The sequence below is a fragment of the Nocardioides sp. R-C-SC26 genome (assembly GCF_021246465.1).
Classification (GTDB): domain Bacteria; phylum Actinomycetota; class Actinomycetes; order Propionibacteriales; family Nocardioidaceae; genus Nocardioides.
Genome location: NZ_JAHRHK010000001.1, coordinates 16730 through 38113, shown reverse-complemented (window position 1 = coordinate 38113; position 21384 = coordinate 16730). Strand labels below are relative to the sequence as shown.

Genomic DNA, 21384 nt, shown 5'->3' with positions numbered 1-21384 from the left:
GACGTGATCACCGCCATCGTCTTCGTCAACGCCGAGGTGGATCGGATTCCCGAGGTCGCCGAGGAGATCGCGTCGATCGGCGGAGTGTCGGAGGTGTACTCCGTCACCGGGACGATCGACCTGATCGCACTCGTCCGCGTCGGACATCACGACGAGATCGCGTCGGTGGTGGCGGACCGCCTCAACAAGGTCGACGGCGTGACGTCGACGGAGACCCACATCGCGTTCCGCGCCTACTCGCGTCACGACCTGGAGTCGGCGTTCTCCCTCGGACTGGACTGACCGTGTCCGTCCCCGCCCCCGACGATCGTCGGATCGGCACCTCACGTGGACCGCTGCTCCTCGTCCTCGGTCTGCTCTCGCTCCAGTTGGTGTGGCTCGTCGGCGTGCCCGCGTTCGCGGCCATGGACGAGTTCGACCATGTCTACCGGGCGAGCTCGGTGGCGCGCGGCGACTGGGCTGCGAGCACCCGCGAACCTGAAGACGGTCGTGGATTCCTCGTCCGGGTCCCGAAAGACGTCGTCGACGCCGCGACGGCCCGCTGCGAGTCTCTTCGCTACACACTCCCGAACAACTGTCGCCCTGCCTCGGCACCCGACGACGCGGGTCTCGTGGACGTCGCGAGTGCGGCCGCGGACTACTTCCCGCTCTGGTACGTCCTGGTCGGCACTCCCTCGCTCGTCTTCTCCGGCGCGGCGGTGGATCTCGCGGCGCGCTTGGCCAACGTTGTCCTGTGCGACCTTCTGCTGCTGTTCGCGTGCGTGATCATGCGACGCTCCGCCCGAACGGCGTGGCCCACCGTCGGGCTCGTTCTCGCGACGACGCCCGTGATCGTGTACGCGACGTCGGTCGCGGCCCCGAACGGGTGGGGGTTCAGCGGCGCGATCGTGATGTGGACGGCTCTCCTGGCCCTCGCCGCGGGTCGGCCTGCGGCGAGGCCGCTCGCGATCCTCGGGCTCTCGATCGGGGCGGCTGTCACCATGGCTGCTCACACGCTGGGACCTCTGTGGGTGGCGCTGACCGCGGTTGCCGTGACACCGCTACTACGCTCCATCCTCACCTCTCTCCGCGCGCACCGACGTCTCGCCGTCGCGGCAGCCCTTCTCCCCGGAGTCGTGGGACTCACGGTCGTGACGTTCGTCGCGCTGTCGGGGACCAACGACCCGACGCATGACGCGTCGCCCGACGGCTTCGGAAGCGCCCCGACGTCGACGATCTGGCGGGGCCCGTTCCTCTGGACCTTCCAGCAGATGGCGACGGGACTCTTCCGCAACGAGCCGGCGCCCCTCTCCGCCTACGCGGTCGCGCTGGCAACCTTCGGGGTCTTCGTCACCATCGGGCTCAGGCGCGCGACCTGGCGGCTCCTCGCCTGCCTCGGGCTCGTGGTGGCGCTCGGGTACGGCACGGCGCTTGCGTTGACCGTCGCGACCTACGACGAGATCGGGGCAGCCTGGCAGGGTCGCTACAGCCTGCCCCTGACGATGGGAGTCGTCTTCCTGCTTGCTGCCGCTCTCGACCAGCGCGGTGTGATCGCCCGCTCATGGCACCTGGTGTGCGGAGTCGCCGCGCTCGCGTGTGTCCATCTGGTGACCGTCCTGGCCGTTCTCCACCAGGCGCACCGCGACGAACTGTCGATCGCGGGGGTGGCGGCCGCCGCCACCGCGGTCCTGGCGTACGCCGCCCTCACGTCGGTCGCACTCATCGGCGAGATCAGCCGTCATCGAGCACGCGGCGCGGTACCGGCATGAGCGCCGTCGACCTCATCGGCTGGGGCGGCAGCGCGCTTCTGGTGTTCTCGCTGCTCCAGGCGCGGGTGCTGCGCTTCCGCACGATCAATCTGGTCGCGTGCGTGATCCTGGTCGTCTTCAACGCGATCGTGGGGGTCTGGCCGATGGCGGCCATGAACGTCGTCCTCGCCGTGATCAACGTGTGGTTCATCGTCCGCCTGCTGCGCGAACGTCACGACGCGACGGCGTTCGAGGTCATCGAGGTGGGCAATCACGACGCCTACCTGCGCCACGTGCTGGCCACCCACTCCGACGACATCGCGCGGCACCAGCCCGACCTGGAGTGGGATGCCGACGAACCGACCCACCACGCCTTCGTGATCGCCCGGGGAGACGAGACGGTCGGCGTGGTCCTCCTCCGGGCCGAGGGGACGACGGCGAATCTGCTGCTCGACTACGTCACCCCGCGCTTTCGCGACTTCTCACCCGGTGAGTTCGTCTGGCGCCACAGCACGCTGCTCCGCGGACGTGGGCTGAACCGGGTGGTCACTCCGGCAGGCATGGTCGGTGCCTACTACGACCGGATCGGCTTCCGTCGCCAGGGCGAGGTGTACGTCCTCGACGTGGCCGACACCCGCTGATCCGGTCCGGCGAACTCAGGACGCGGCCGAGATCCAGCGATCCAGGGTCCGTTCGGCGGCGCCCGAGTCGATCGACTCGCGCGCTCGCGCGATTCCGCCGGCCAACGCGTCGGCGACCGGCGCGCCGTCGCCGTCGTACACCGCGAGAGCGGCCCCCGCGTTGAGCAGGACGGCGTCGCGGATGGGACCCTCGTCACCGGCCAGAAGACGCCGCACCACACCGGCGTTGTGGACGGCGTCCCCACCGCGCAGATCCTCGGCGGTCGCGCGCGCGATGCCGAAGTAGGACGGATCGATCGAGGTGGCGACGACCTCGCCGCCGGCGACCGCCCAGACCTGGGACGTCGTCGTGGTGGTCAGCTCGTCGAGCCCGTCGTCGCCGCGGAACACCCAGGCGTCCACGCCGCGCCGAGCGAAGACTCCGGCCATCACCGGCGCCATCCGGACATCAGCACAGCCGACGGCCTGCGCGGCCGGGCGAACCGGATTCGCGAGCGGTCCCAGGAAGTTGAACGTCGTGCCGATACCGAGCTCGCGTCGCGGCACCGCCGCATGCCGCATCGCCGGGTGGAACGCCGCGGCGAAGACGAACGTGATACCGACGGTCTCGAGGTTGGCCGCCACCTGCTCCGCGGGCAGGTCCAGGCGGACGCCGAGCTGTTCGAGAACGTCCGCCGTGCCCGCTGCCGACGACGCCGAACGGTTGCCGTGCTTACACACCAGAGCGCCCGCACCAGCCGCGACGATCGCGGCCATCGTGGAGATGTTGACCGACATCGAGCGGTCGCCGCCTGTGCCGACGACGTCGAGGAGCCGCCCCGGGACCGCGAGTGGCTGAGCGACCGCGAGCATGCCGTCGGCGAGACCGCCGAGCTCGTCGACGGTCTCTCCCTTGGCGCGCAGCGCGACGGCGAAGCCGGCGATCTGCGCCGGTGTCGCCTCACCGGCGAGGATCTGCCCCATGGCCCACGAAGCCTGATCGGAGGTCAGGTCGCTGCCCGCGACCAGCGCGCCGAGCACCTCGGCCCAGCTCACAGCAGATCCCCGTCGAGATCTGTTCCGTCGAGCATGGTGAGGGCGATCAGGCCGTGCCGAGGGAAGGGGCGGGCGGCGCAGGTCCTCACGCGTCGGCAGGGACGCGCGCGCGGAGCAGACCGACCACGGCCTCCGCGAGCTGGATCGGGTCCAGCGGGTGCGGCACCGCGGCGTCAGCACGCGACCACGTCGCGAGCCAGGCGTCCTGCGGGCGACCGGTGAGCACCAGCAACGGCGGGCACTCGAAGATCTCGTCCTTGAGCTGCTTGGCGATGCCCATGCCGCCGGCGGGCACGGCCTCCCCGTCGAGGATGGCGAGGGCGATCTGCCCGGAATCCATGTTCTGGATGACCACGGGCTCGGTCGCGACCTCGACGTACTGGACCTCGGGCAGGTCCGGGTGCGGGCGACGGCCGAGCGCCAGGATGACCTGCTGCCGGACGTGCACGTCGTCGGAGTAGACGAGCACCTTGATCTGGGAAGCGCTGCTCACGGCGTCATCGTAACCACCGACGGAGGTCCTCGTGCGGCCTCGGGTGGATCGGGGGCGCCCTCGCGGCGGTGCCGGGGCAGGCGGGACTCAGCGGTCCCGCCGATAGGGGCGGCGTCCGGCTGACATCTGCCTGTCGGCAGAGCCCCCTACTCCGGTGCCGGCGGCACGTCGCCAGGCGATGCGGATGCTTCGCGCGCCGCCGTCGCGCGCTCGCGGGCCTCCAGCAGATCCAGGCGCCGATCCTCCCGCTTGGCTTCGCGCATGGAGGACCGCACCCATTGCACGAAGAGCACGCCGAAGAAACTGAGCCCGATCAGGTCGCCGCTGCCCCACAGGATGCCGCCGGCGAGGTGCTGATCGTCCAGAGGATCGGGCAACCACGACCCCATCGGCCCCTGGCGCAACGACGGGTACCAGTCGCCCCCGATCAGCGAGGTCTGTCCCATGATCGTGACGCCCAGGAAGGCGTGGAAGGGCAGCGTCATCATCGTCATGAGGACGCGGAACGGATAGCCCACCCGGCCCGGCAGCGGGTCGACACCGACCAGGGGCCAGAAGAAGAGCGCCCCGACCGCGACCAGGTGCACGTGCATCATCTCGTGGACGTAGACCGACTCCAGCGAGGCGCGGTACCAGCCGGAGTAGTAGAGCGCCCACGGCGAGACCACGTAGAGGCCGAAGGCGAGCGGCGGGAACGACAGCACCTTCGCCACTCGCGAGTGCAGGACGGCGAGCAGGACGCGGCGCGGCTGCGCCGACAGTGTCCGGAGCGCGAGGGTGATCGGCGCACCGAGAGCGAGCGCCAGCGGCACGATCATCGAGAGCACCATGTGCTGCACCATGTGGACGCTGAGGAGTGCCGAGTCGTAGGCAGCCAGTCCGGAGGACGTCGCGAGGTAGAACGCTCCCATGCCGACGACGACGAAGCTCAGGGTGCGGCCGAGGGGCCAGCGGTCGCCGCGTCGATGCAGAACGGCGACGCCGACGAGGTAGAAGCCCGCTCCCCACACGGTGAGGATGAGCGGGAGCGGCGCCAGGGACCACTCGGTGAAGAACGTCGACGGAGTGAGCCGCGGCAGTGCGACGTCGGTCGCGGACTGCGCCAGCGAACTCGCCGATTGAAGACGTTCCCACACGGGCAGAATCGTAGGTTGACGCGGGTGTCGAGGCTGGAGGCGACCCGCTCGAACCCGTCACCCGGGGGTCGTGGTGCCACCGCCGCGCGGGCAGGCCATAATGCTCCCGTGGCGACCACAGCGACGATCCCAGCCTCCCGTCTGCACGGGCACCACGACCGCCCGAGCATGGTTGCGGTCGGCACGATCATCTGGCTCTCGAGCGAGTTGATGTTCTTCGCGGCACTGTTCGCGGCCTACTTCACGATCCGGTCCGTGAGTCCGGAACTGTGGGCCGAGAACACCGAGCTGCTGAACATCCCCTTCGCCTCGGCCAACACCACGATCCTGGTGCTCTCCTCCTTGACCTGCCAGCTCGGCGTGTTCGCCGCCGAGCGCGGCCAGGTGGGCCGTTCCGGCTCGCTCCTGAACGTCAAGGGGTGGGGCCTGCGTGAGTGGTTCATCCTCACCTACATCATGGGCGCCATCTTCATCGGCGGCCAGGCCTTGGAGTACGCCGAGCTGATCCACGAGGGCGTCACGATCCCCGCCTCGGCCTACGGCACGATGTTCTACCTGACGACCGGGTTCCACGGGATCCATGTCACGGGCGGCCTGATCGCCTTCCTGTTCGTGCTCGGACGGACCTATATGGCGAAGAAGTTCACGCACGAACAGGCAGTGAGCGCGATCGTCGTGTCCTACTACTGGCACTTCGTCGACGTCGTGTGGATCGGTCTGTTCGCGACCATCTACCTGATCAAGTAGTCACCCGCCCGAATCCCGAACCCAGCAAGGGACTGATTGTGCGTTTCCTGAACCGCTCCGCCGGTCGCATCTCCCGCCACCGCCGGGCGCCGCTCGCGGGTGTCCTGGTCTTGATGTTCGGCCTGCTCATGACGGGCGGGCTCTACTCCGCGTTCTCGCCGAACGCACAGGCCGAGACCGCCGTGACGTCAGCCGAGGACATCCAGAAGGGCAAGGAGCTCTTCCTCGTCGGGTGTGCCTTCTGCCACGGTAAGAACGGTGAGGGCGTGCTCACCCAGCGCGGCACCCAGTACGGCCCCGCGCTCACCGACGTCGGCGCCGCCTCGGTGCACTTCCAGGTCGACACCGGCCGGATGCCCATGGCCCAGCCCGGCCAGCAGGCGATCCGCAAGCCGTCGGTCTACTCCGACGAGGAGATCCTCCAGCTGGCCGCCTTCGTCGACTCGCTCGGCACCGGTCCGGCCATCCCCTCGGAGCAGGCCTACACGCTGCCCGACGACATGACCGACGACGAGCGTCAGGAGGCCATCACCCGTGGTGGCCAGATCTTCTTGACCAACTGCACCGCCTGCCACAACTTCGACGGCTCCGGCGGTGCGATGCCGCGCGGCGGCTTCGCACCCACCATCCGCGGTGTCGACCCGATCCACATCTACGAAGCACTGCTGACCGGTCCGCAGTCGATGCCCTCCTTCTCCGACGGGAACCTGACGCCGGACGAGAAGCGCGACGTCATCGCGTACCTGCAGAACACCGAGTCCAAGCCGAACTACGGCGGTTTCGGACTCGGGGCGGGCGGGCCCGGGGGCCGGGGGGGGCTGTGCTGGGGGGTCGGCATCGGCGCGCTCGTCGGCTTCGCGATCTGGATCGCCGCACACACGACTCGAACCAACAGGACCAAGCCCGCTGCCGCGGGTACTGACCAGACGGGAGCCTCCGCGTGAGCGACCACCCCACGGGTGACCACCTCCCGGCGACGGTCGAAGAGCCGATCGCCAACCCGGGTCTGCCCGCGCACACCTGGCGTCCCACCGACGTCGACCCGAAGGCCGAGCGACGCGCCGAGCGTCAGGTCGCCTCACTCTTCGGTGCATCTGCGGTGTTCACCGTGCTCTTCGCTGTCTCCTACTTCACCTTCGAGGTGGGCGAGAACTGGGACACCTTCATGGGTCTCGGGGCGTCGAACGTCTTCCTGGGCCTGACGCTGGGACTCGCCCTGCTGTGCATCGGCGCCGGCATCATCCAGTGGGCCCGCAAGCTCATGGCCGACGAAGAGCTCGTGGAGTACCGCCACCCGGCACGTTCCTCCGACGAGGACCGTGAGGGCACCCTGCAGGCGCTCTCCGCCGGCCTGGAGGAGTCCGGCATCGGGCGACGTCCCCTGATCCGCAACTCCCTGCTCGGCGCCGTCGGCCTGCTCGGCGTGCCGGCCATCGTGCTGCTGCGCGACCTCGGCCCCCTGCCGCAGGACACCGCCAACGCGGCGACCGGCGGCGGACTGCGACACACACTCTGGGGCGTGCGTCCCAACGTACGGGTCGTCCGCGACGTCGTCGGTACGCCGATCCGTCCCTCCGACCTCATCATCGGCGACCTGGTCAACGCCGTCCCCGACGGCCTGTTCGACCTGCACGGTCGCGAGCTCCAGGTGGCGAAGTCCAAGGGCCCGGTCATCGTGGTCAAGATGGAGCCCCGGGAGATCAAGTCGGGCGGCAACTGGGCCGTCGAGGGCATCCTGGCCTTCTCCAAGATCTGCACCCACGTCGGTTGCCCGATCTCCCTCTACGAGCGCACCACGCACCACGTGCTGTGCCCGTGCCACCAGTCGACCTTCGACCTCGCCGACTCGGCCAAGGTCGTCTTCGGCCCGGCCCACCGCCCCCTCCCCCAGCTTCCGCTCGGGGTGGACGAAGAGGGCTTCCTCGTCGCGACGAGCGACTTCACCGAGCCTGTCGGCCCGAGCTTCTGGGAGCGTGAGCGATGAGCATCGACACCAGCAAGGTGGCCGACAGCAACCGCGGCACCGCCGCCACGACGGCCAAGCCGGCGAAGGTCGGCGCCGTGGCCAACTGGGCCGACGAGCGCCTCGGCCTCGGCACGGCGATGAAGAAGAACCTGCGCAAGGTCTTCCCCGACCACTGGTCCTTCATGCTCGGCGAGATCGCGCTGTGGAGCTTCGTCGTCCTGCTGCTCACCGGCGTCTTCCTGACGCTCTGGTTCGTGCCGAGCATGGGCGAGATCGAGTACCACGGCTCCTACGACCCGCTGCGCGGTGTCGGGATGTCCGAGGCGATGGCCTCGACGCTGCACCTCTCGTTCGACGTCCGCGGCGGCCTGCTGATGCGCCAGATGCACCACTGGGCGGCGATGATCTTCATCGCGTCGATGATGGTGCACATGATGCGCGTCTACTTCACGGGCGCCTTCCGCAAGCCGCGCGAGCTCAACTGGGTCATCGGCTGCCTGCTGCTGTTCCTGGGCACCGTCGAGGGCTTCACCGGCTACTCCCTGCCTGACGACCTGCTCTCGGGGACGGGCGTCCGCGCGGCGGACGGCTTCATGAAGGCCAGCCCCGTCGTCGGCAGCTATATGTCGTTCTTCCTGTTCGGCGGCGAGTTCCCCGGCGAGTCGATCATCCCGCGGCTCTACACGATCCACGTGCTGCTGATTCCCGGCCTGATCCTCGCGCTGATCGCGGCCCACATGCTGCTGCTCGTCTACCACAAGCACACGCAGTGGCCCGGTCCCGGACGCACGGAGGAGAACGTCGTCGGCTACCCGATGCTCCCGGTCTACATGGCCAAGGCCGGCGGCTTCTTCTTCATCGTCTTCGGTGTCATCGCCGTCATGGGCGGGTTGCTCACACTGAACCCGGTGTGGAAGTTCGGTCCCTACGACCCGACCAAGGTCACCGCGGGTTCCCAGCCCGACTGGTACATGGGCTGGCCCGACGGCCTGCTCCGCATCATCCCGGGCTGGGAGTCGGTGATCTTCGGCTACACGATCTCCTGGAACATCCTGCTCCCGGTGCTCGTGATGCCGATCGTCATGCTGATCGTGCTGATCCTGCTTCCGTTCATCGAGGCCTGGATCACCGGCGACAAGCGCGAGCACCACCTGCTCCAGCGCCCGCGCAACGCTCCGACCCGCACCGCGGTGATGGTCGCCCTGATGACGTTCTACGGCCTCTCCTGGATCGCCGGTGGCAACGACATCATCGCCATCAAGTTGCACCTGAGCATCAACCAGATCACCTACTTCCTCCGGGGAGCGGTGTTCATCGGTCCGATCATCGCCTTCATCATCACGCGGCGTTGGTGCATCTCGTTGCAGCGTCACGACCGGGAGAAGCTCCTCCACGGCTACGAGACCGGCATCATCATGCGTTCGCCAGAAGGTGCCTACTCCGAGCGGCACCTGCCGATCAGCGACACGGCGGCCTACACCCTCACCGCCCGGGAGCGCGAGACCGTCTACTCCCCCGAGAGCGACACCGACGCCAACGGCGTCGCCGCTCCCGGAACCCGGCTCAACCGCCTACGCAGCCGGCTCTCGACGTTGATGTACGCCGACAACGTCCAGAAGCCGACAGCAGCGGAGATCGAGGAGGCGCACCACCACGCCGAGCACGACGCTCCGGCACTGCCTGCGGGCAAGTCCGGCCACGGCACCAACGGTGAGGACTTCAAGGGCATCCACCACTGATCTCACCGCCTCGCGTTGACCCGTCTTCAGATGAAGACGGGTCAACCATCAGACGATGGTGCGGGCGTGCCGCGCCCGATGGTCGCGCCAGGCAGCCCTCAGCACGAACTCGGCGTCCTGCTGGCGTCCGTGCACGTTGACGCGACGCAACACCGGCAGGGTCCACCCGAGTACGTCCCGTATCCAGGCGAGACGGGTCTCGTCGTGGTGAGCCGTCGACTCATGATGGAACTCGGCACCGAAGTACTCGGCGCCGAACCTCTCACCCGGCAGCCCGACGTCGATGTAGTAGCTCCCGACCGGCGACTCGACCTCGACCTGGCACTCGGGCCGCGGCAGACCGGCGTCGTGCCATCTCAAGCGCATCACGCTCTCGCTCGGTGATCCCGAGCGACCGTCGACCACGGGAGCGAGCGCCCGCGCCTGGACGATCCCCCGATACCGCTTGAACCGACCGAGCTCTGCCTCGATGCGCCGTGCGCTCAAACCGGCGCACCCCGCGAGCATGTCCGTCACACCGAGCGCCTGGTCGCGATGCCCCTGGCGCAGCAGGTCGCAGGCGGTTCGCAACGGCGTGGTCACCTGAACACCACCGACGTGAACGACGTCCTCGGCCGCGAGGCGCCTCTCCCCACTCCTCGTCAGTCCGTTGCGCAGACGTCGTCCCGGCGGAGCGAACACGCAGACCAGCGGCGCCGCGTCCTGCTCGCCAGGCACGGCGGTCATCGGGGCCCCGTGGAGCCAGGCTGCGGTCCGATCCGTCACGACACAGTCGGCCGGCACGACGGTCCGAACGGCCGCCCACCGGGTCTCGAGCGAATCAGGCAACCCACGGACGGCGTACACGCCACGCAGCAGGGCTCGAAGTCGGCGCGCCTCGACCCACTCATGGACGCGGTGCGCGGGAACACCGACGTGCAGCGCCATCGCGGACGTGAAGGGACGATCGGTCGGAAGGCGCTCGAACAGCTCGTCGAGCGCGGTCTGGGTCCATGCACGTGCCATCCGGTGAGGATCGGCCAGAAGCCACCGCCGTCGCCGCGTCTCTCCACAGCACGGCGTTGACCCGTCTCTACCTGGAGACGGGTCAACGTCAACGGGACGGTTGAGCCGTCTTTACCTGGAGACGGGTCAACGCGAGACCAGCGCGGAGCCGCGGGCGTAGCGGGCGAAGGACATGTTCCAGTCGCCGTAGCCGTTGTCGAACTCCATCGGGCGATCCGTGCCGGTGTACTCGACGACGTCGCCGCGGCGACTCATCGCGTACAGCCAGCCGGCGTCGGCCGTGCTCATGCCGGTGCAGCCGTGGGAGACGTTGGCGCTTCCCTGGGAGCCGACCGACCACGGGGCGGCGTGGATGAACTCCCCGGAGTTCGTCAGCCGCATGGCCCACTGGACGTTGTCGATGTCGTAGGACTCCGAGCTGCCCGCAGGGATCCCGACCGTCTCGGAGTTCATCCGGCGCGACTCGAACTTCTCCATGATGACCTTCACGCCGGAGCGGGTCGTGAAGCCGGGCTTGCCGGTGGTGATCGGGAAGGTGCGCAGGAGCTTCCCGTTCTCGAACACCTTCATCTGGTGGGTCTCGGCGTTCACACGGTAGATGTGGGCCTTCCCGACGTCGAAGGAGATGTCGCGGTTCTCCTGGCCGTAGATGCCGTTCCCCGCGTCCAGCCCGTTGACGTCGATCGCGACGTCGACCTCGGTGCCGGGCTTCCAGTACGTCGCGGGGCGGTAGTGCGCCTCCGTGGCGCTCAGCCAGTGCCACGCGCCCTTCTGGGACGGCGTCGAGGTCACCGTCATCTGCTCCTCGAACGCGGCCTGGTCGCGCACGGGGAGGTCGAAGGTGACCACCACGGGCATGCCGATGCCGACCGTCTCCCCGTCGAGGGGAGCCACGGACGGGTACGTCTGCTCGTCGAGGGTCAGCGCCTGGGTCCAGAAGGTCGTCGTCGAGCGGGACGTGCCGGCGTCGCCCTCGGCGACGGTGCGCACCGTGTACTTCGTGCCGGGCTCGAGCCGGTCCCCGGCCGTCCACGACGACTCGTCGTCGGAGATCGCGCCTGCGAGATCGCCCTCCGGAGAGCTGACCTGCACGCTGCGCAGCGCTCCGCCGCTCGCGGCGACCTCCAGCACCGTGGACACGGGTACGTTGCGGCGCCTCTCGATGTTCAACGCCACCACGGTCTCGTCCGCCGCCGCGGAGTCGCTGTCATCGGGGGTGGCGATCACCCCGTCGCTCGATGTCGTACGGCCAGGGCCGTCACCCCCGTCCGAACCCGGGCCAGAGGAGCACGCACCCAACAGCGTCATCGAAACAGCGACGGCGAGCACGGCGGTCGTGCGGCGCACAGGCGAGCAGACGGACTTCACGGACACCCCCGGGATCGAAGCGCGTCGACGAGCCGCCGCTGAGGGGCGGAACGAGAGCTGCGCTGGTTGCTCCAGGGTAACCGGAGCAACCAGCGCAGCAAGGAATCGCGGACGCGGGGGCGTCAGTGAGCGTGCTCACCTCGGTAGTACTCGAACACCAGACCGCTCGTGGCGATGGCGCCGAGCACCGTGCCGATGATGAACATCCACCAAGCGCCCGCCGCGACGCCGAAGACCATCACGCCGAGCGTGAGCGCGCACCACAGCGGCCACCACGAGTACGGCGGGAAGAAGCCGAGCTCGCCGGCGCCGTCGACGATCTCGCCGTCGTTGCGGTCCTCGGGACGGTCGTCCATCCGCTTGGCCTGGAAACCCAGGTAGATGGTGACCATCAAGGTCAGCAGCCCGGTCATGACCAGGGCGGAGGTGCCCGTCCAGTCGCCGGTCGTGCCGTGGTCGTCGCTGTCGGTGACGAACCAGTACGCGGGGGTGACCAGCACGAGGAAGATCGTGCACACCCCGAACATCCAGGTCTCGGCCTTCATCAGGAGTCACCGTCCTTCTCAGTGTCGGTGGCCAGACGCTCCTTGATGAGCGTGTCGCGACCCTCCATGTCCGGAGCGTCGGCGAACCGCCCGTCGCGTGCCGCCGGGTTGTCGTCGAGCTCGATCGCGGCGATCTCGGGGTGGTGCAGGTCGAACGCCGGCGACTCCGAGCGGATACGCGGAAGGCGGTGGAAGTTGTGACGCGGCGGCGGGCAGGACGTGGCCCACTCCAGCGAGCGTCCCCAGCCCCACGGGTCGTCGACGGTCACAACGGGGTTCTTCCGCGAGACGTAGACGTTGTAGAAGAACGGGATCATCGACAGGCTCAGCAGGAACGCACCGACGGTCGAGATCTGGTTGAGCAGATCCCAGCCATCCGAGGCCAGGTAGTCGGCGTACCGACGCGGCATGCCCTCCACGCCGAGCCAGTGCTGGACCAGGAACGTGGTGTGGAAGCCGATGAACAGCAGCCAGAAGTGGACCTTGCCGAGCCGCTCGTCGAGCATCCGCCCGGTCATCTTCGGCCACCAGAAGTAGAACCCGGCGAACATGGCGAACACGACGGTTCCGAACACCACGTAGTGGAAGTGCGCCACCACGAAGTAGGAGTCGGAGACGGCGAAGTCGAGCGGGGGGCTGGCCAGGATGATGCCGGTCAGACCACCGAAGAGGAACGTGGTCAAGAAGCCGATCGACCACAGCATCGGTGTGTCGAACGATATGGACCCGCCCCACATGGTCCCGATCCAGTTGAAGAACTTCACGCCTGTCGGGACCGCGATCAGGAAGGTCATGCCCGAGAAGAACGGCAGGTTCACCGCGCCGGTGACGAACATGTGGTGGGCCCACACCGCCACCGAGAGGATCGCGATGCCGAGGGTCGCCCCGACCAGGCCGATGTAGCCGAAGATCGGCTTGCGGCTGAAGACCGGGAGGATCTCGGTCACGATGCCGAAGAACGGCAGGGCGATGATGTAGACCTCGGGGTGACCGAAGAACCAGAACAGGTGCTGCCACAGGATCGCGCCGCCGTGGGCGCTGTCGAAGACGTGGGCGCCGAGCTGGCGGTCGGCCTCGAGGGAGAGCAGCGCGCCGGCGAGGATCGGGAACGCCACGAGCACCAGGAGGCTGGTGATCAGCGTGTTCCACACGAACAGCGGCATCCGGAACATCGTCATGCCGGGCGCGCGCATGCAGATGATGGTGGTGATGAAGTTGACCGCACCCAGGATCGAGCCCAGTCCGGCCATCCACAGACCCATGATCCACAGGTCGCCACCGACGCCCGGGGAGTTCACCGCGTCGGAGAGCGGGACGTAGGCGAACCAGCCGAAGGAGGCCGCGCCGCCCGGGGTCAGGAAGCCCGAGGCGGCGATCAGACCACCGAACAGGAACAGCCAGTAACTGAACATGTTCAGACGCGGGAACGCGACGTCGGGAGCACCGATCTGCAACGGCATGATCACGTTGGCGAAGCCGAAGAACAACGGCGTCGCGAACAGCAGCAGCATGATCGTGCCGTGCATGGTGAAGAGCTGGTTGTAGAGCTCGTCGTTGACCACCTGGCTGCCCGGGAAGGCCAGCTCGGAGCGGATGACCAGAGCCATCAGACCGCCGACGAGGAACCAGGCGAACGAGGTGATCAGGTACAGCTTGCCGATCAGCTTGTGATCGGTCGTCGTCATCAACCGGACGACCTGCTCTCCGAGCGGCTTGCGACCCGGAACAGCGGTATCTGTGGCGGTGCTCGCGGCGTTCACTCGCAGACCTCCTCGACGTCGACGTCATCGGGATCCAGGCCGACCTGCGCCTCGGCGTAGGTCGGGCCGCAGATCGGCTTCTCGGAGGTGAACCCGGCGGCAGCCTGCCGCTCGAGGTAGGCCTCGTACTCCTCCTGCGTCACGACCGTGACGTTGAAGAGCATCCGCGAGTGGTAGGCGCCGCAGAGCTCGTAGCACTTGCCGGCGTAGGTACCCAGTTCCTTCGGCGTGACCTGGAAGTGGTTCGGCTGACCCGGCATCACGTCCATCTTGATGAGGAAGCCGGGCACACCGAAGTCGTGGATGACATCGGGGCTGCGCAGCTCGAACCGCGTGGTCTGGTCGACCGGGATCACCAAGGTGGGGATGTCGTTGCCTGCGCCGATGGCGAAGACGTTCTCACCATCGACGGCCTCGGGGTAGTTGAACGTCCACTGCCACTTCTGGCCCACGACGTAGACGGTGTTGTCCACCGCGACGTTCTCGTCGTTCAGCACCAGGTTCTGCACCCGGATCGTGTGGTCGAAGAAGACGATCACCATGATGATGGGGAAGACCGTGTAGAAGATCTCGAGCGGCAGGTTGTACCGCGTCTGGACCGGGATCTCGTCCTCGTGGCGACGGCGGAAGCGCCAGATCGCGTAGAAGATCAGGCCCCACACGATCACACCGGTGACGAGAGCGGCGATCCACGCGCCCTGCCACAGGTCGAGGGTGTGCTCGCCCTCGACGGTCACGGGCTTCGGCATACCGAGGCGCTCGAGCTCCGAGTCGGAGCCGCACGCACCTAGGACGATCAGGCTGGAGCCCAACGCGCTGGCCAGCATCAGGCGGCGCAGTCGCCGCGCCGCTCCAGCCGGGCGCTCGGGGAGTCGCAGACTCAAGGTTTGAGCCTTCCTCTCAGGCGGTCACATGTAGGCCGAACAGTAGCGGAGACGCGCCCCCGCATCGCGTCGGGGTGGGCCGCTGCTACCTCAGAGGATGCCCTCGCCGTACGGACGCCCCGGTGAAGTGATTCCGCGGGACGGGGCTGTGGAGGCGGCGTCGTCCCGGTGCACGCTCGGGCGCCGTCCGACATCGGCCCGATCGCGGATCACCGCATGGGTCAGTCAGTAGATTCCCACCGTGACCGCACGCGCGCACTACCTCGACGTCGCGTCGTCCGAGCCCCTCCACCCGGCCGCGCGAGAGATGTTCCTCGCCGCACTCGACCGCGGCTTCGCCGATCCCCGTCGGCTGCACGACGTCGCCCGTGACGCGCGGCTGATGCTCGACAACGCCCGGGCCGTGGTCGCCGAGTGCCTCGACGTGCGCGCCGACGAGATCTCCTTCGTCGCGTCCGGCACCGAGGCGGTGCACCGCGGACTGCTCGGGCTCGCCTCGGCCGCATCCAGCCCCCGACGTCGCATCGCCCTGACCTCGGTGGAGCATGCCGCCGTCCGCCATGCGGCGGACTGGTGGGGCGAGTCGGTCCTGCTCGGCGTCGACGCCCAGGGACGCATCGACGCCGAGGACGCGCTCGCGCGTGCTGTGGAGGAGGAGTGCACCGTGGTCGCCGTGCAGACGGCGAACCACGAGGTCGCGACCCTGCAACCGGTCGACGAACTGGACCTCCCCGACGACCTGCCGCTGTTCGTCGACGCGTGCGCCTCGATGGGACGCCTACCGCTCCCCCGGCGCTGGTCGGCCCTCGCCGGGTCCGCGCACAAATGGGGCGGGCCGGCCGGCGTCGGGGTCCTGGTGGTGCGTCACGGAGCGGCCTGGCAGTCGCCGTTCCCCACCGACGACCGCGTCGACCACCGCACGACCGGGTTCGAGAACGTGCCCGCCGCCCTCGCCGCAGCGGCGGCGTTGCAGGCCGTGTGCGCCGAACGCGAGGAGACCAATCGGCGCCAGCACGCCCAGATCGAGCGCATCCGCTCGGCCGCAGCCGCGCTCCCCGACAGCGAGGTGGTCGGCGACCCCGAGCTACGGCTGCCGCACCTGGCCACGTTCTCCTGCCTCTACGTCAACGGCGAGGCCATCGTGAGCGCCTTGAACCGCCGCGGTTTCGGTGTCGCCAGCGGGTCGGCGTGCACCACGTCGACGCTCGAGCCCTCGCACGTCCTCGCCGCCATGGGGGCCCTCACTCACGGGAACGTGCGGGTCTCGGTCGGTCGATCCACGACCGACGCGGACGTCGACCGGTTCTGCGCCGCCCTGCCCGAGGCGCTCGCCGAGGTGCGCTCGTGATCGAGCTCGACTGCCGGTCGATGGTCTGTCCCGCGCCGATCATCGCGTTGGCGCGCCACATCGGCGACGTCCCCGTCGGCGACGTGGTCGCCGTGGTGGCCGACGACGCTGCCGCGCGCTACGACGTGCCGGCGTGGTGTCGGATGAAGCAGCACGAGTACGTCGGCGAGGACGCGGCCGACGACGGCGTGCCGCGCTACCTCGTGCGACGTCTCGCCTGAGCGATGGGAGCGGCGTATCAGCGCAGGTGCTCGGCGACCTCGGCGGCCGCCTCCGCGCCGTAGGAGGCCTCGACCCGCGCGACGAACTGCGCGGCGGTGAAGGTGTACTCCTGGGTGCCCACGGTCTCGACCACGTAGGCGGCGAGCACGCAGCCGACCTGCGCGGCGCGCTCCAACGACTGTCCCCAGGCCAGCGAGGCCAGGAATCCGGCCCGGAAGGCGTCGCCGACGCCGGTGGGCTCGACCGCGGTGACGTCGCGGGCGGCCGCCACCTCGATCGGGTCCTCCCCCGCGCGCAGCACGCGCACGCCGTCCTTGCCGAGCGTGGTGACCTGGATGCCGACACGGTCCAGGACCTCCTCGGCCGACCACCCCGTCTTCTGCTCGATCATGTGGGACTCGTACTCGTTGGAGAAGAGGATCGAGGCGCCGTCGATCAGGTCGCGGATCAGGTCGCCGTCGCCGAAGGCGAGCTGCTGAGAGCAGTCGGCGATGAAGCGATAGCCGCGCTGGCGGCACTCCTGCGTGTGGCGACGCATCGCGTCGGGGTCGTCGGCACCGACCAGGACGTAGTCGGGCTCGCCGACGCGGGCCACGATCGGGCCCAGCTCGATCAGCCGCGCCTCGCTCATGGCGCCGGGGTAGAAGGACGCGAACTGCGCCATCGTCGCATCGGTGGTGCAGACGAAGCGCGCGGTGTGCTTGGAGTCGGAGATGTGCACCGACGCGCAGTCGACGCCGTGGCGCTCCAGCCAGGAGCGGTAGTCGCCGAAGTCCTCACCGGCCGCACCCACGAGCACCGGACGCAGCCCGAGACGCCCGAGCCCGAAGCACATGTTCGGGGCGACCCCGCCCCGACGGATCTCCAGGTCCTGCACCAGGAAGGACACCGAGAGCTTGTCGAGCTGGTCGACGACGAGGGAGTCGGCGAACCGCCCGTCGAAGGTCATCAGGTGGTCGGTGGCGATGGACCCGGCGATCAGCAGAGGCATGGCGCGCACCCTACTGACGGCGTCCGCGCTCGCCGATTCCCGGTCGACTCTCGGCACCCTCGGGTTACCCACCGGTAGTTCACCTGAGGACGCTGGGTCTACGCGTCAGTAGCCCTTAGCGTCGAGAGCATGACGCCGCACACCTCCGCCTACGACGACCTGGCGACGCCCGAGGAGATGCGCGCCGACTGCCGCTCGCTCGACGGCGCACTGCAGCGCGCGATCGAGCGGATCAGCACGGCCCCGCCGAGCCTGCACTTCGACGACCAGCCCGCGGAGCGCGGCAAGCCGACCATCCAGGTCAGTGCCGCGACAGCGCACCTCGTCGCGGCGATCTACGGCGACTGACCGGGTCCACCGAACCACCGGCTCACGCAGCCGGGCGATGACGAAGGGCCCCGCCATCGGCGGGGCCCTTCGTCATCGCTCTGGTGAGCTCGTCGGCTCAGGTGAACCGTCGGCCCATCGGGTTTCGACGCGCTTCGCGACGTCGTGCCTCGGCCTCGATCAGTGGAAGGAGTCACCGCACGCGCACGAACCCGTGGCGTTCGGGTTGTCGATGGTGAAGCCCTGCTTCTCGATGCTGTCGACGAAGTCGATCTCGGCACCGTTGAGGTACGGCACGCTCATCCGGTCGACGACGACGGCCACGCCGTCGAAGTCGGTGACGACGTCACCGTCGAGGGTGCGCTCGTCGAAGAACAGCTGGTAACGCAGACCGCTGCAGCCACCGGGCTGCACGGAGATGCGCAACTGGAGGTCGTCGCGACCCTCCTGCTCCAACAGGCTCTTGACCTTGGCTGCCGCCACCGGCGACAGGTTGATCTGGTCGGTGCGACGCTCGGTCGTGGTCTCGACCTGCTCAGTCATGGAGTGACTCCCAAAGTCAGCGGGGAAACGGAACGTATGAGTCTCAATCGTCGCACACGCGTGGGTATTCCGATGCCCGGCGAGTTCCGGATGAGCAGCACTGCCCGCCGACGTGTCGCGACACCGGAACGCCCCTACCTGGACCAGGTGCGTGCGGCGCGCTCGGCCAGTTCCGACAGGACGACGCCAGGTTCCGCGAACGCACGCTCGTGACCGGCGAGGTCGACCATCGCATAGGCCGATTCCACGCCGAGTGCACGCATCTCCCGGGATCCCACCAGCACCTGGCCGGCCAGAGCGATGCACGGGCGAACCGCCTGCGCCGCGACCTCGGCGACGCCGTAGGGCACCTTTCCGGAGCGGCTCGAGAAGTCGAAAGCGCCTTCGCCCGTGATGACCAGATCCGACGCCCGCGCACGCTCGACCAGCCCCACCGCCTCGGTCACCAGGCCGATGCCGGGCTCACGGCGCGCCCCGAGCGCCAGCAGCGCGAAGCCGAGCCCGCCGGCAGCACCGGCACCCTTCTCCAACGAGAGCCGTCGATCGACCACCGTGGCGTACTGCTCAAGGAGTGCGTCGACCTCGGCGATGCGCTCCTCGAGCAAGCCCTTCTGCGGGCCATAGGTCTTGGCGGCACCGAACAGCCCCGTGAGCGGATTGTCGACATCGCTCGCGATGACCACCTCGATGCCATCAAGGATCGCAGCAGCCGGTGCCAGGTCGACACGGGTAAGGCCTCGGAGGCCCTGCGCACCCGCCGTCAGGTCGCGATCGCCCTCGGCGCCGAGCCCTGCGAGCAGCCCCGCTCCACCGTCGGTGGTGCCGCTGCCTCCGAGGCCGACCACTACTCGTCGTGCGCCCGACTCGACGGCGTGGCGCAGCATCGAACCGACGCCCAACGTCGTCGCGGCGTCGGTCGGGGTGGAGCCGAGCAGGTGCAGGCCGCACGCCTGGGAGCTCTCGACGTAGGCGGTCTCCCCTACGAGCAGGAAGGACGCAGGCACACTCACCCCGTCCGGGCCGGCGACCGTCGCCACCTGGATCTCGCCGCCGAGGGCCGCGTGCAGCACGTCGACGAAGCCGGGTCCGCCGTCCGACATCGGAGCGAGATCGACGGTGTCGCCAGGGGCATGTCGGCGCCATCCGGCCGCGATCGCCTCAGCGGCCTCCACGGCGGTGAGCGTTCCGGCGAACTTGTCGGGGGCGACCAGGACTCGCATACGCCTATGGTGGCCGACCGGCACGATGGAGGCGTGAGCGAGGTCCGGATCCGCCCGATGACCACGGACGACGTGCCGGCGGCCGAGGAGATCACCGCTGATGCGTTCCTCGACGTCGACCACCGTTAGACGAAGGAACCCGCCTTCCGATCGCCCGAACGAGGCACCGAGACCCTCCAGCTCGCGGGCGAGGACGAGGCGCCGCCGCGCGGCTGCTCCTCGCGTGTCTCGCGCTGGCCGGGGAGGAGCCGTTCACGATCGGCCACGTCACCTCGGCCAACTGGTGGGCTGTCGATGTCGCGATGCGAGCCGGTCTGTCACTCGATGTCCAGAGAACACTCGCCGTAGGGGGAATGCCGGCGCCATCGCTCTACGTTCACCATGGTGCACTGCTGTGAGAACGGCGCGGGGCGCACCTCTGGCCCCGATAGCCGATCGAGACAGGTCCTGCGCACGCACCGGTCCTGCGACCCCGACGACGCGGAGAATACGATCCAGTCATGACGACCGTCGACCTTCCCCTCCTCCCCCTCGGGCGCGGCGTCGACCGCGCGTCGGAGCGTGGTGTCGACTGCCCCGGAGACCTGCCGGCGGCCTCCGACCCCGATCTCGTCGCCCGTGCGCGGGCCGCCAAGGACGCCCTCGGCGAGCGCGTGTTCGTGCTCGGGCACCACTACCAGCGCGACGAGGTCATCCAGTTCGCCGACGTCACCGGCGACTCCTTCAAGCTCGCCCGCGACGCCGCGGCACGGCCGGACGCCGAGTTCGTCGTGTTCTGCGGCGTGCACTTCATGGCCGAGTCGGCCGACATCCTCACCGGCCCTGATCAGCAGGTGATCCTGCCCGACCTCGCGGCGGGTTGCTCGATGGCCGACATGGCTCGCCTCTTCCAGGTCGAGAAGGCCTGGGCCGCACTCGCCGAAGCCGGGCTGCAGGACGTCGTGGTGCCCGTGACGTACATGAACTCCTCCGCCGACATCAAGGCGTTCTGCGGCCGCAACGGCGGCGCCGTGTGCACCTCCTCCAATGCCGAGGTCGCTCTGGAGTGGGCCTTCGAGCAGAAGGGACCCGACACCAAGGTGCTCTTCCTGCCCGACCAACACCTGGGGCGCAACACGGCGGTCCTGCAGCTGGGGTACTCCCTCGAGGACTGCGTGGTGTGGAACCCGCTGCTGCCCGGCGGAGGACTGACAGTCGAGGAGCTCCAGAACGCCCGGATGATCCTGTGGAAGGGCCACTGCTCGGTGCACGGGCGGTTCTCCCCTGACGTCGTCGACGAGCTCCGTGCCGCGACTCCCGAGATCAACATCCTGGTGCACCCCGAGTGCCAGCACGAGGTCGTGTTGAAGGCCGACTACGTGGGGTCCACGGAATTCATCATCAACACGATCGAGGCGGCAGAGCCCGGCAGCTCATGGGCGATCGGTACCGAGCTGAACCTGGTTCAGCGGCTGGCGACGGCGCACCCGGACAAGAGGATCGTCTTCCTCGACCGCGATGTCTGCTACTGCTCGACGATGAACCGCATCGACCTCCCGCACCTGGTCTGGGCGCTGGAGAGCCTGGTCGACGGCATCGTGGTGAACCGGATCGAGGTCGACCCCGACACCGAGCGCGAGGCGCTTGTGGCGCTCCAGCGGATGCTCGACCTACCGGGGAAGACCGCTCGCGACTGACGAGTCGGGCC

At 68.8% G+C, this 21384-nt stretch carries 22 protein-coding genes; 11 read left to right on the top strand and 11 right to left on the bottom strand.

Annotated elements, in window-relative coordinates; genetic code table 11:
• Positions 1 to 3 precede the first annotated feature (3 nt).
• Genes KSO97_RS00190 through KSO97_RS00180 form a run of 3 tightly spaced genes read left to right on the top strand, consistent with a single transcriptional unit; the run spans position 4 to position 2368 of the window.
• Positions 4 to 282, top strand: coding sequence for an Lrp/AsnC family transcriptional regulator (locus tag KSO97_RS00190; RefSeq protein WP_232675761.1), 279 nt, complete (start codon positions 4 to 6; stop codon positions 280 to 282).
• Positions 283 to 284: 2 nt separating this feature from the next.
• Positions 285 to 1748 carry a DUF2142 domain-containing protein gene (locus tag KSO97_RS00185; protein WP_232675760.1) on the top strand — a complete coding sequence of 488 codons (1464 nt, stop codon included), beginning with the start codon at positions 285 to 287 and terminating at the stop codon, positions 1746 to 1748.
• Positions 1745 to 2368, top strand: a complete 624-nt coding sequence (locus KSO97_RS00180) for a YgjV family protein (RefSeq protein WP_232675759.1) — start codon at positions 1745 to 1747, stop codon at positions 2366 to 2368. Before KSO97_RS00185 ends, KSO97_RS00180 begins: the two co-directional genes overlap by 4 nt.
• Before the next feature lie 15 nt (positions 2369 to 2383).
• On the opposite strand, the gene trpD is transcribed toward KSO97_RS00180, so the two are convergent.
• The 3 genes from trpD to KSO97_RS00165 all read right to left on the bottom strand — a co-directional run bounded on the left by trpD (position 2384) and on the right by KSO97_RS00165 (position 5032).
• Positions 2384 to 3403, bottom strand: a complete 1020-nt coding sequence (trpD, locus tag KSO97_RS00175; RefSeq protein WP_232675758.1) for an anthranilate phosphoribosyltransferase — start codon at positions 3401 to 3403, stop codon at positions 2384 to 2386.
• An 85-nt stretch (positions 3404 to 3488) separates the two neighbouring features.
• Complete coding sequence (locus KSO97_RS00170; protein ID WP_232675757.1) at positions 3489 to 3896, bottom strand: hypothetical protein; 408 nt, start codon at positions 3894 to 3896, stop codon at positions 3489 to 3491.
• Positions 3897 to 4042: 146 nt separating this feature from the next.
• Positions 4043 to 5032: a cytochrome c oxidase assembly protein gene (locus KSO97_RS00165; RefSeq protein ID WP_232675756.1), complete on the bottom strand. Its 990-nt coding sequence runs from the start codon at positions 5030 to 5032 to the stop codon at positions 4043 to 4045.
• A gap of 126 nt (positions 5033 to 5158) precedes the next feature.
• Here KSO97_RS00165 and KSO97_RS00160 point away from each other — a divergent pair, with 126 nt between their 5' ends.
• Genes KSO97_RS00160 through KSO97_RS00145 form a run of 4 tightly spaced genes read left to right on the top strand, consistent with a single transcriptional unit; the run spans position 5159 to position 9484 of the window.
• Positions 5159 to 5779, top strand: coding sequence for a heme-copper oxidase subunit III (locus KSO97_RS00160; RefSeq protein ID WP_374198427.1), 621 nt, complete (start codon positions 5159 to 5161; stop codon positions 5777 to 5779).
• A 38-nt stretch (positions 5780 to 5817) separates the two neighbouring features.
• A complete protein-coding gene (locus KSO97_RS00155) occupies positions 5818 to 6723 on the top strand; it encodes a c-type cytochrome (RefSeq protein WP_232675755.1) in 906 nt (301 codons plus the stop codon).
• Positions 6720 to 7763, top strand: coding sequence for a ubiquinol-cytochrome c reductase iron-sulfur subunit (locus KSO97_RS00150; protein WP_232675754.1), 1044 nt, complete (start codon positions 6720 to 6722; stop codon positions 7761 to 7763). Before KSO97_RS00155 ends, KSO97_RS00150 begins: the two co-directional genes overlap by 4 nt.
• Positions 7760 to 9484, top strand: coding sequence for a ubiquinol-cytochrome c reductase cytochrome b subunit (locus tag KSO97_RS00145; RefSeq protein ID WP_232675753.1), 1725 nt, complete (start codon positions 7760 to 7762; stop codon positions 9482 to 9484). Before KSO97_RS00150 ends, KSO97_RS00145 begins: the two co-directional genes overlap by 4 nt.
• A 48-nt stretch (positions 9485 to 9532) precedes the next feature.
• On the opposite strand, the gene KSO97_RS00140 is transcribed toward KSO97_RS00145, so the two are convergent.
• The 5 genes from KSO97_RS00140 to coxB form a co-directional block, all read right to left on the bottom strand.
• Positions 9533 to 10489: a hypothetical protein gene (locus KSO97_RS00140; protein WP_232675752.1), complete on the bottom strand. Its 957-nt coding sequence runs from the start codon at positions 10487 to 10489 to the stop codon at positions 9533 to 9535.
• Between the two features lie 126 nt (positions 10490 to 10615).
• A complete protein-coding gene (locus tag KSO97_RS00135) occupies positions 10616 to 11716 on the bottom strand; it encodes an Ig-like domain-containing protein (protein WP_232675751.1) in 1101 nt (366 codons plus the stop codon).
• Between the two features lie 263 nt (positions 11717 to 11979).
• Entirely contained in the window at positions 11980 to 12402 is a 423-nt protein-coding gene (locus KSO97_RS00130; protein WP_232675750.1) for a cytochrome c oxidase subunit 4, read from the bottom strand.
• Positions 12402 to 14087 (bottom strand): cytochrome c oxidase subunit I, encoded by a 1686-nt coding sequence (gene ctaD / locus KSO97_RS00125; protein ID WP_232676095.1) that lies wholly within the window; start codon positions 14085 to 14087, stop codon positions 12402 to 12404. Before ctaD ends, KSO97_RS00130 begins: the two co-directional genes overlap by 1 nt.
• Positions 14088 to 14158: 71 nt before the next feature.
• A complete protein-coding gene (coxB, locus tag KSO97_RS00120; RefSeq protein WP_232675749.1) occupies positions 14159 to 15046 on the bottom strand; it encodes a cytochrome c oxidase subunit II in 888 nt (295 codons plus the stop codon).
• Between the two features lie 241 nt (positions 15047 to 15287).
• Between coxB and KSO97_RS00115 the strand changes: the two genes are divergently transcribed.
• Positions 15288 to 16394, top strand: coding sequence for an aminotransferase class V-fold PLP-dependent enzyme (locus KSO97_RS00115; protein WP_232675748.1), 1107 nt, complete (start codon positions 15288 to 15290; stop codon positions 16392 to 16394).
• Positions 16391 to 16615 carry a sulfurtransferase TusA family protein gene (locus KSO97_RS00110; RefSeq protein WP_232675747.1) on the top strand — a complete coding sequence of 75 codons (225 nt, stop codon included), beginning with the start codon at positions 16391 to 16393 and terminating at the stop codon, positions 16613 to 16615. The genes KSO97_RS00115 and KSO97_RS00110 overlap by 4 nt, the downstream gene beginning before the upstream one ends.
• 17 nt (positions 16616 to 16632) lie before the next feature.
• On the opposite strand, the gene KSO97_RS00105 is transcribed toward KSO97_RS00110, so the two are convergent.
• Complete coding sequence (locus tag KSO97_RS00105) at positions 16633 to 17607, bottom strand: carbohydrate kinase family protein (protein WP_232675746.1); 975 nt, start codon at positions 17605 to 17607, stop codon at positions 16633 to 16635.
• Between the two features lie 129 nt (positions 17608 to 17736).
• Here KSO97_RS00105 and KSO97_RS00100 point away from each other — a divergent pair, with 129 nt between their 5' ends.
• Complete coding sequence (locus tag KSO97_RS00100; protein ID WP_232675745.1) at positions 17737 to 17955, top strand: hypothetical protein; 219 nt, start codon at positions 17737 to 17739, stop codon at positions 17953 to 17955.
• A 159-nt stretch (positions 17956 to 18114) separates the two neighbouring features.
• Here KSO97_RS00100 and erpA read toward each other — a convergent pair whose 3' ends face one another.
• Both erpA and KSO97_RS00090 read right to left on the bottom strand, forming a co-directional pair.
• Positions 18115 to 18477 carry an iron-sulfur cluster insertion protein ErpA gene (erpA, locus tag KSO97_RS00095; RefSeq protein ID WP_232675744.1) on the bottom strand — a complete coding sequence of 121 codons (363 nt, stop codon included), beginning with the start codon at positions 18475 to 18477 and terminating at the stop codon, positions 18115 to 18117.
• A gap of 134 nt (positions 18478 to 18611) precedes the next feature.
• On the bottom strand, positions 18612 to 19697 hold the full coding sequence (locus tag KSO97_RS00090; RefSeq protein WP_232675743.1) for a glycerate kinase: 1086 nt from the start codon (positions 19695 to 19697) through the stop codon (positions 18612 to 18614).
• 500 nt (positions 19698 to 20197) lie between these two features.
• Here KSO97_RS00090 and nadA point away from each other — a divergent pair, with 500 nt between their 5' ends.
• Positions 20198 to 21373, top strand: a complete 1176-nt coding sequence (nadA, locus tag KSO97_RS00085) for a quinolinate synthase NadA (RefSeq protein ID WP_232675742.1) — start codon at positions 20198 to 20200, stop codon at positions 21371 to 21373.
• Positions 21374 to 21384: the final 11 nt, after the last annotated feature.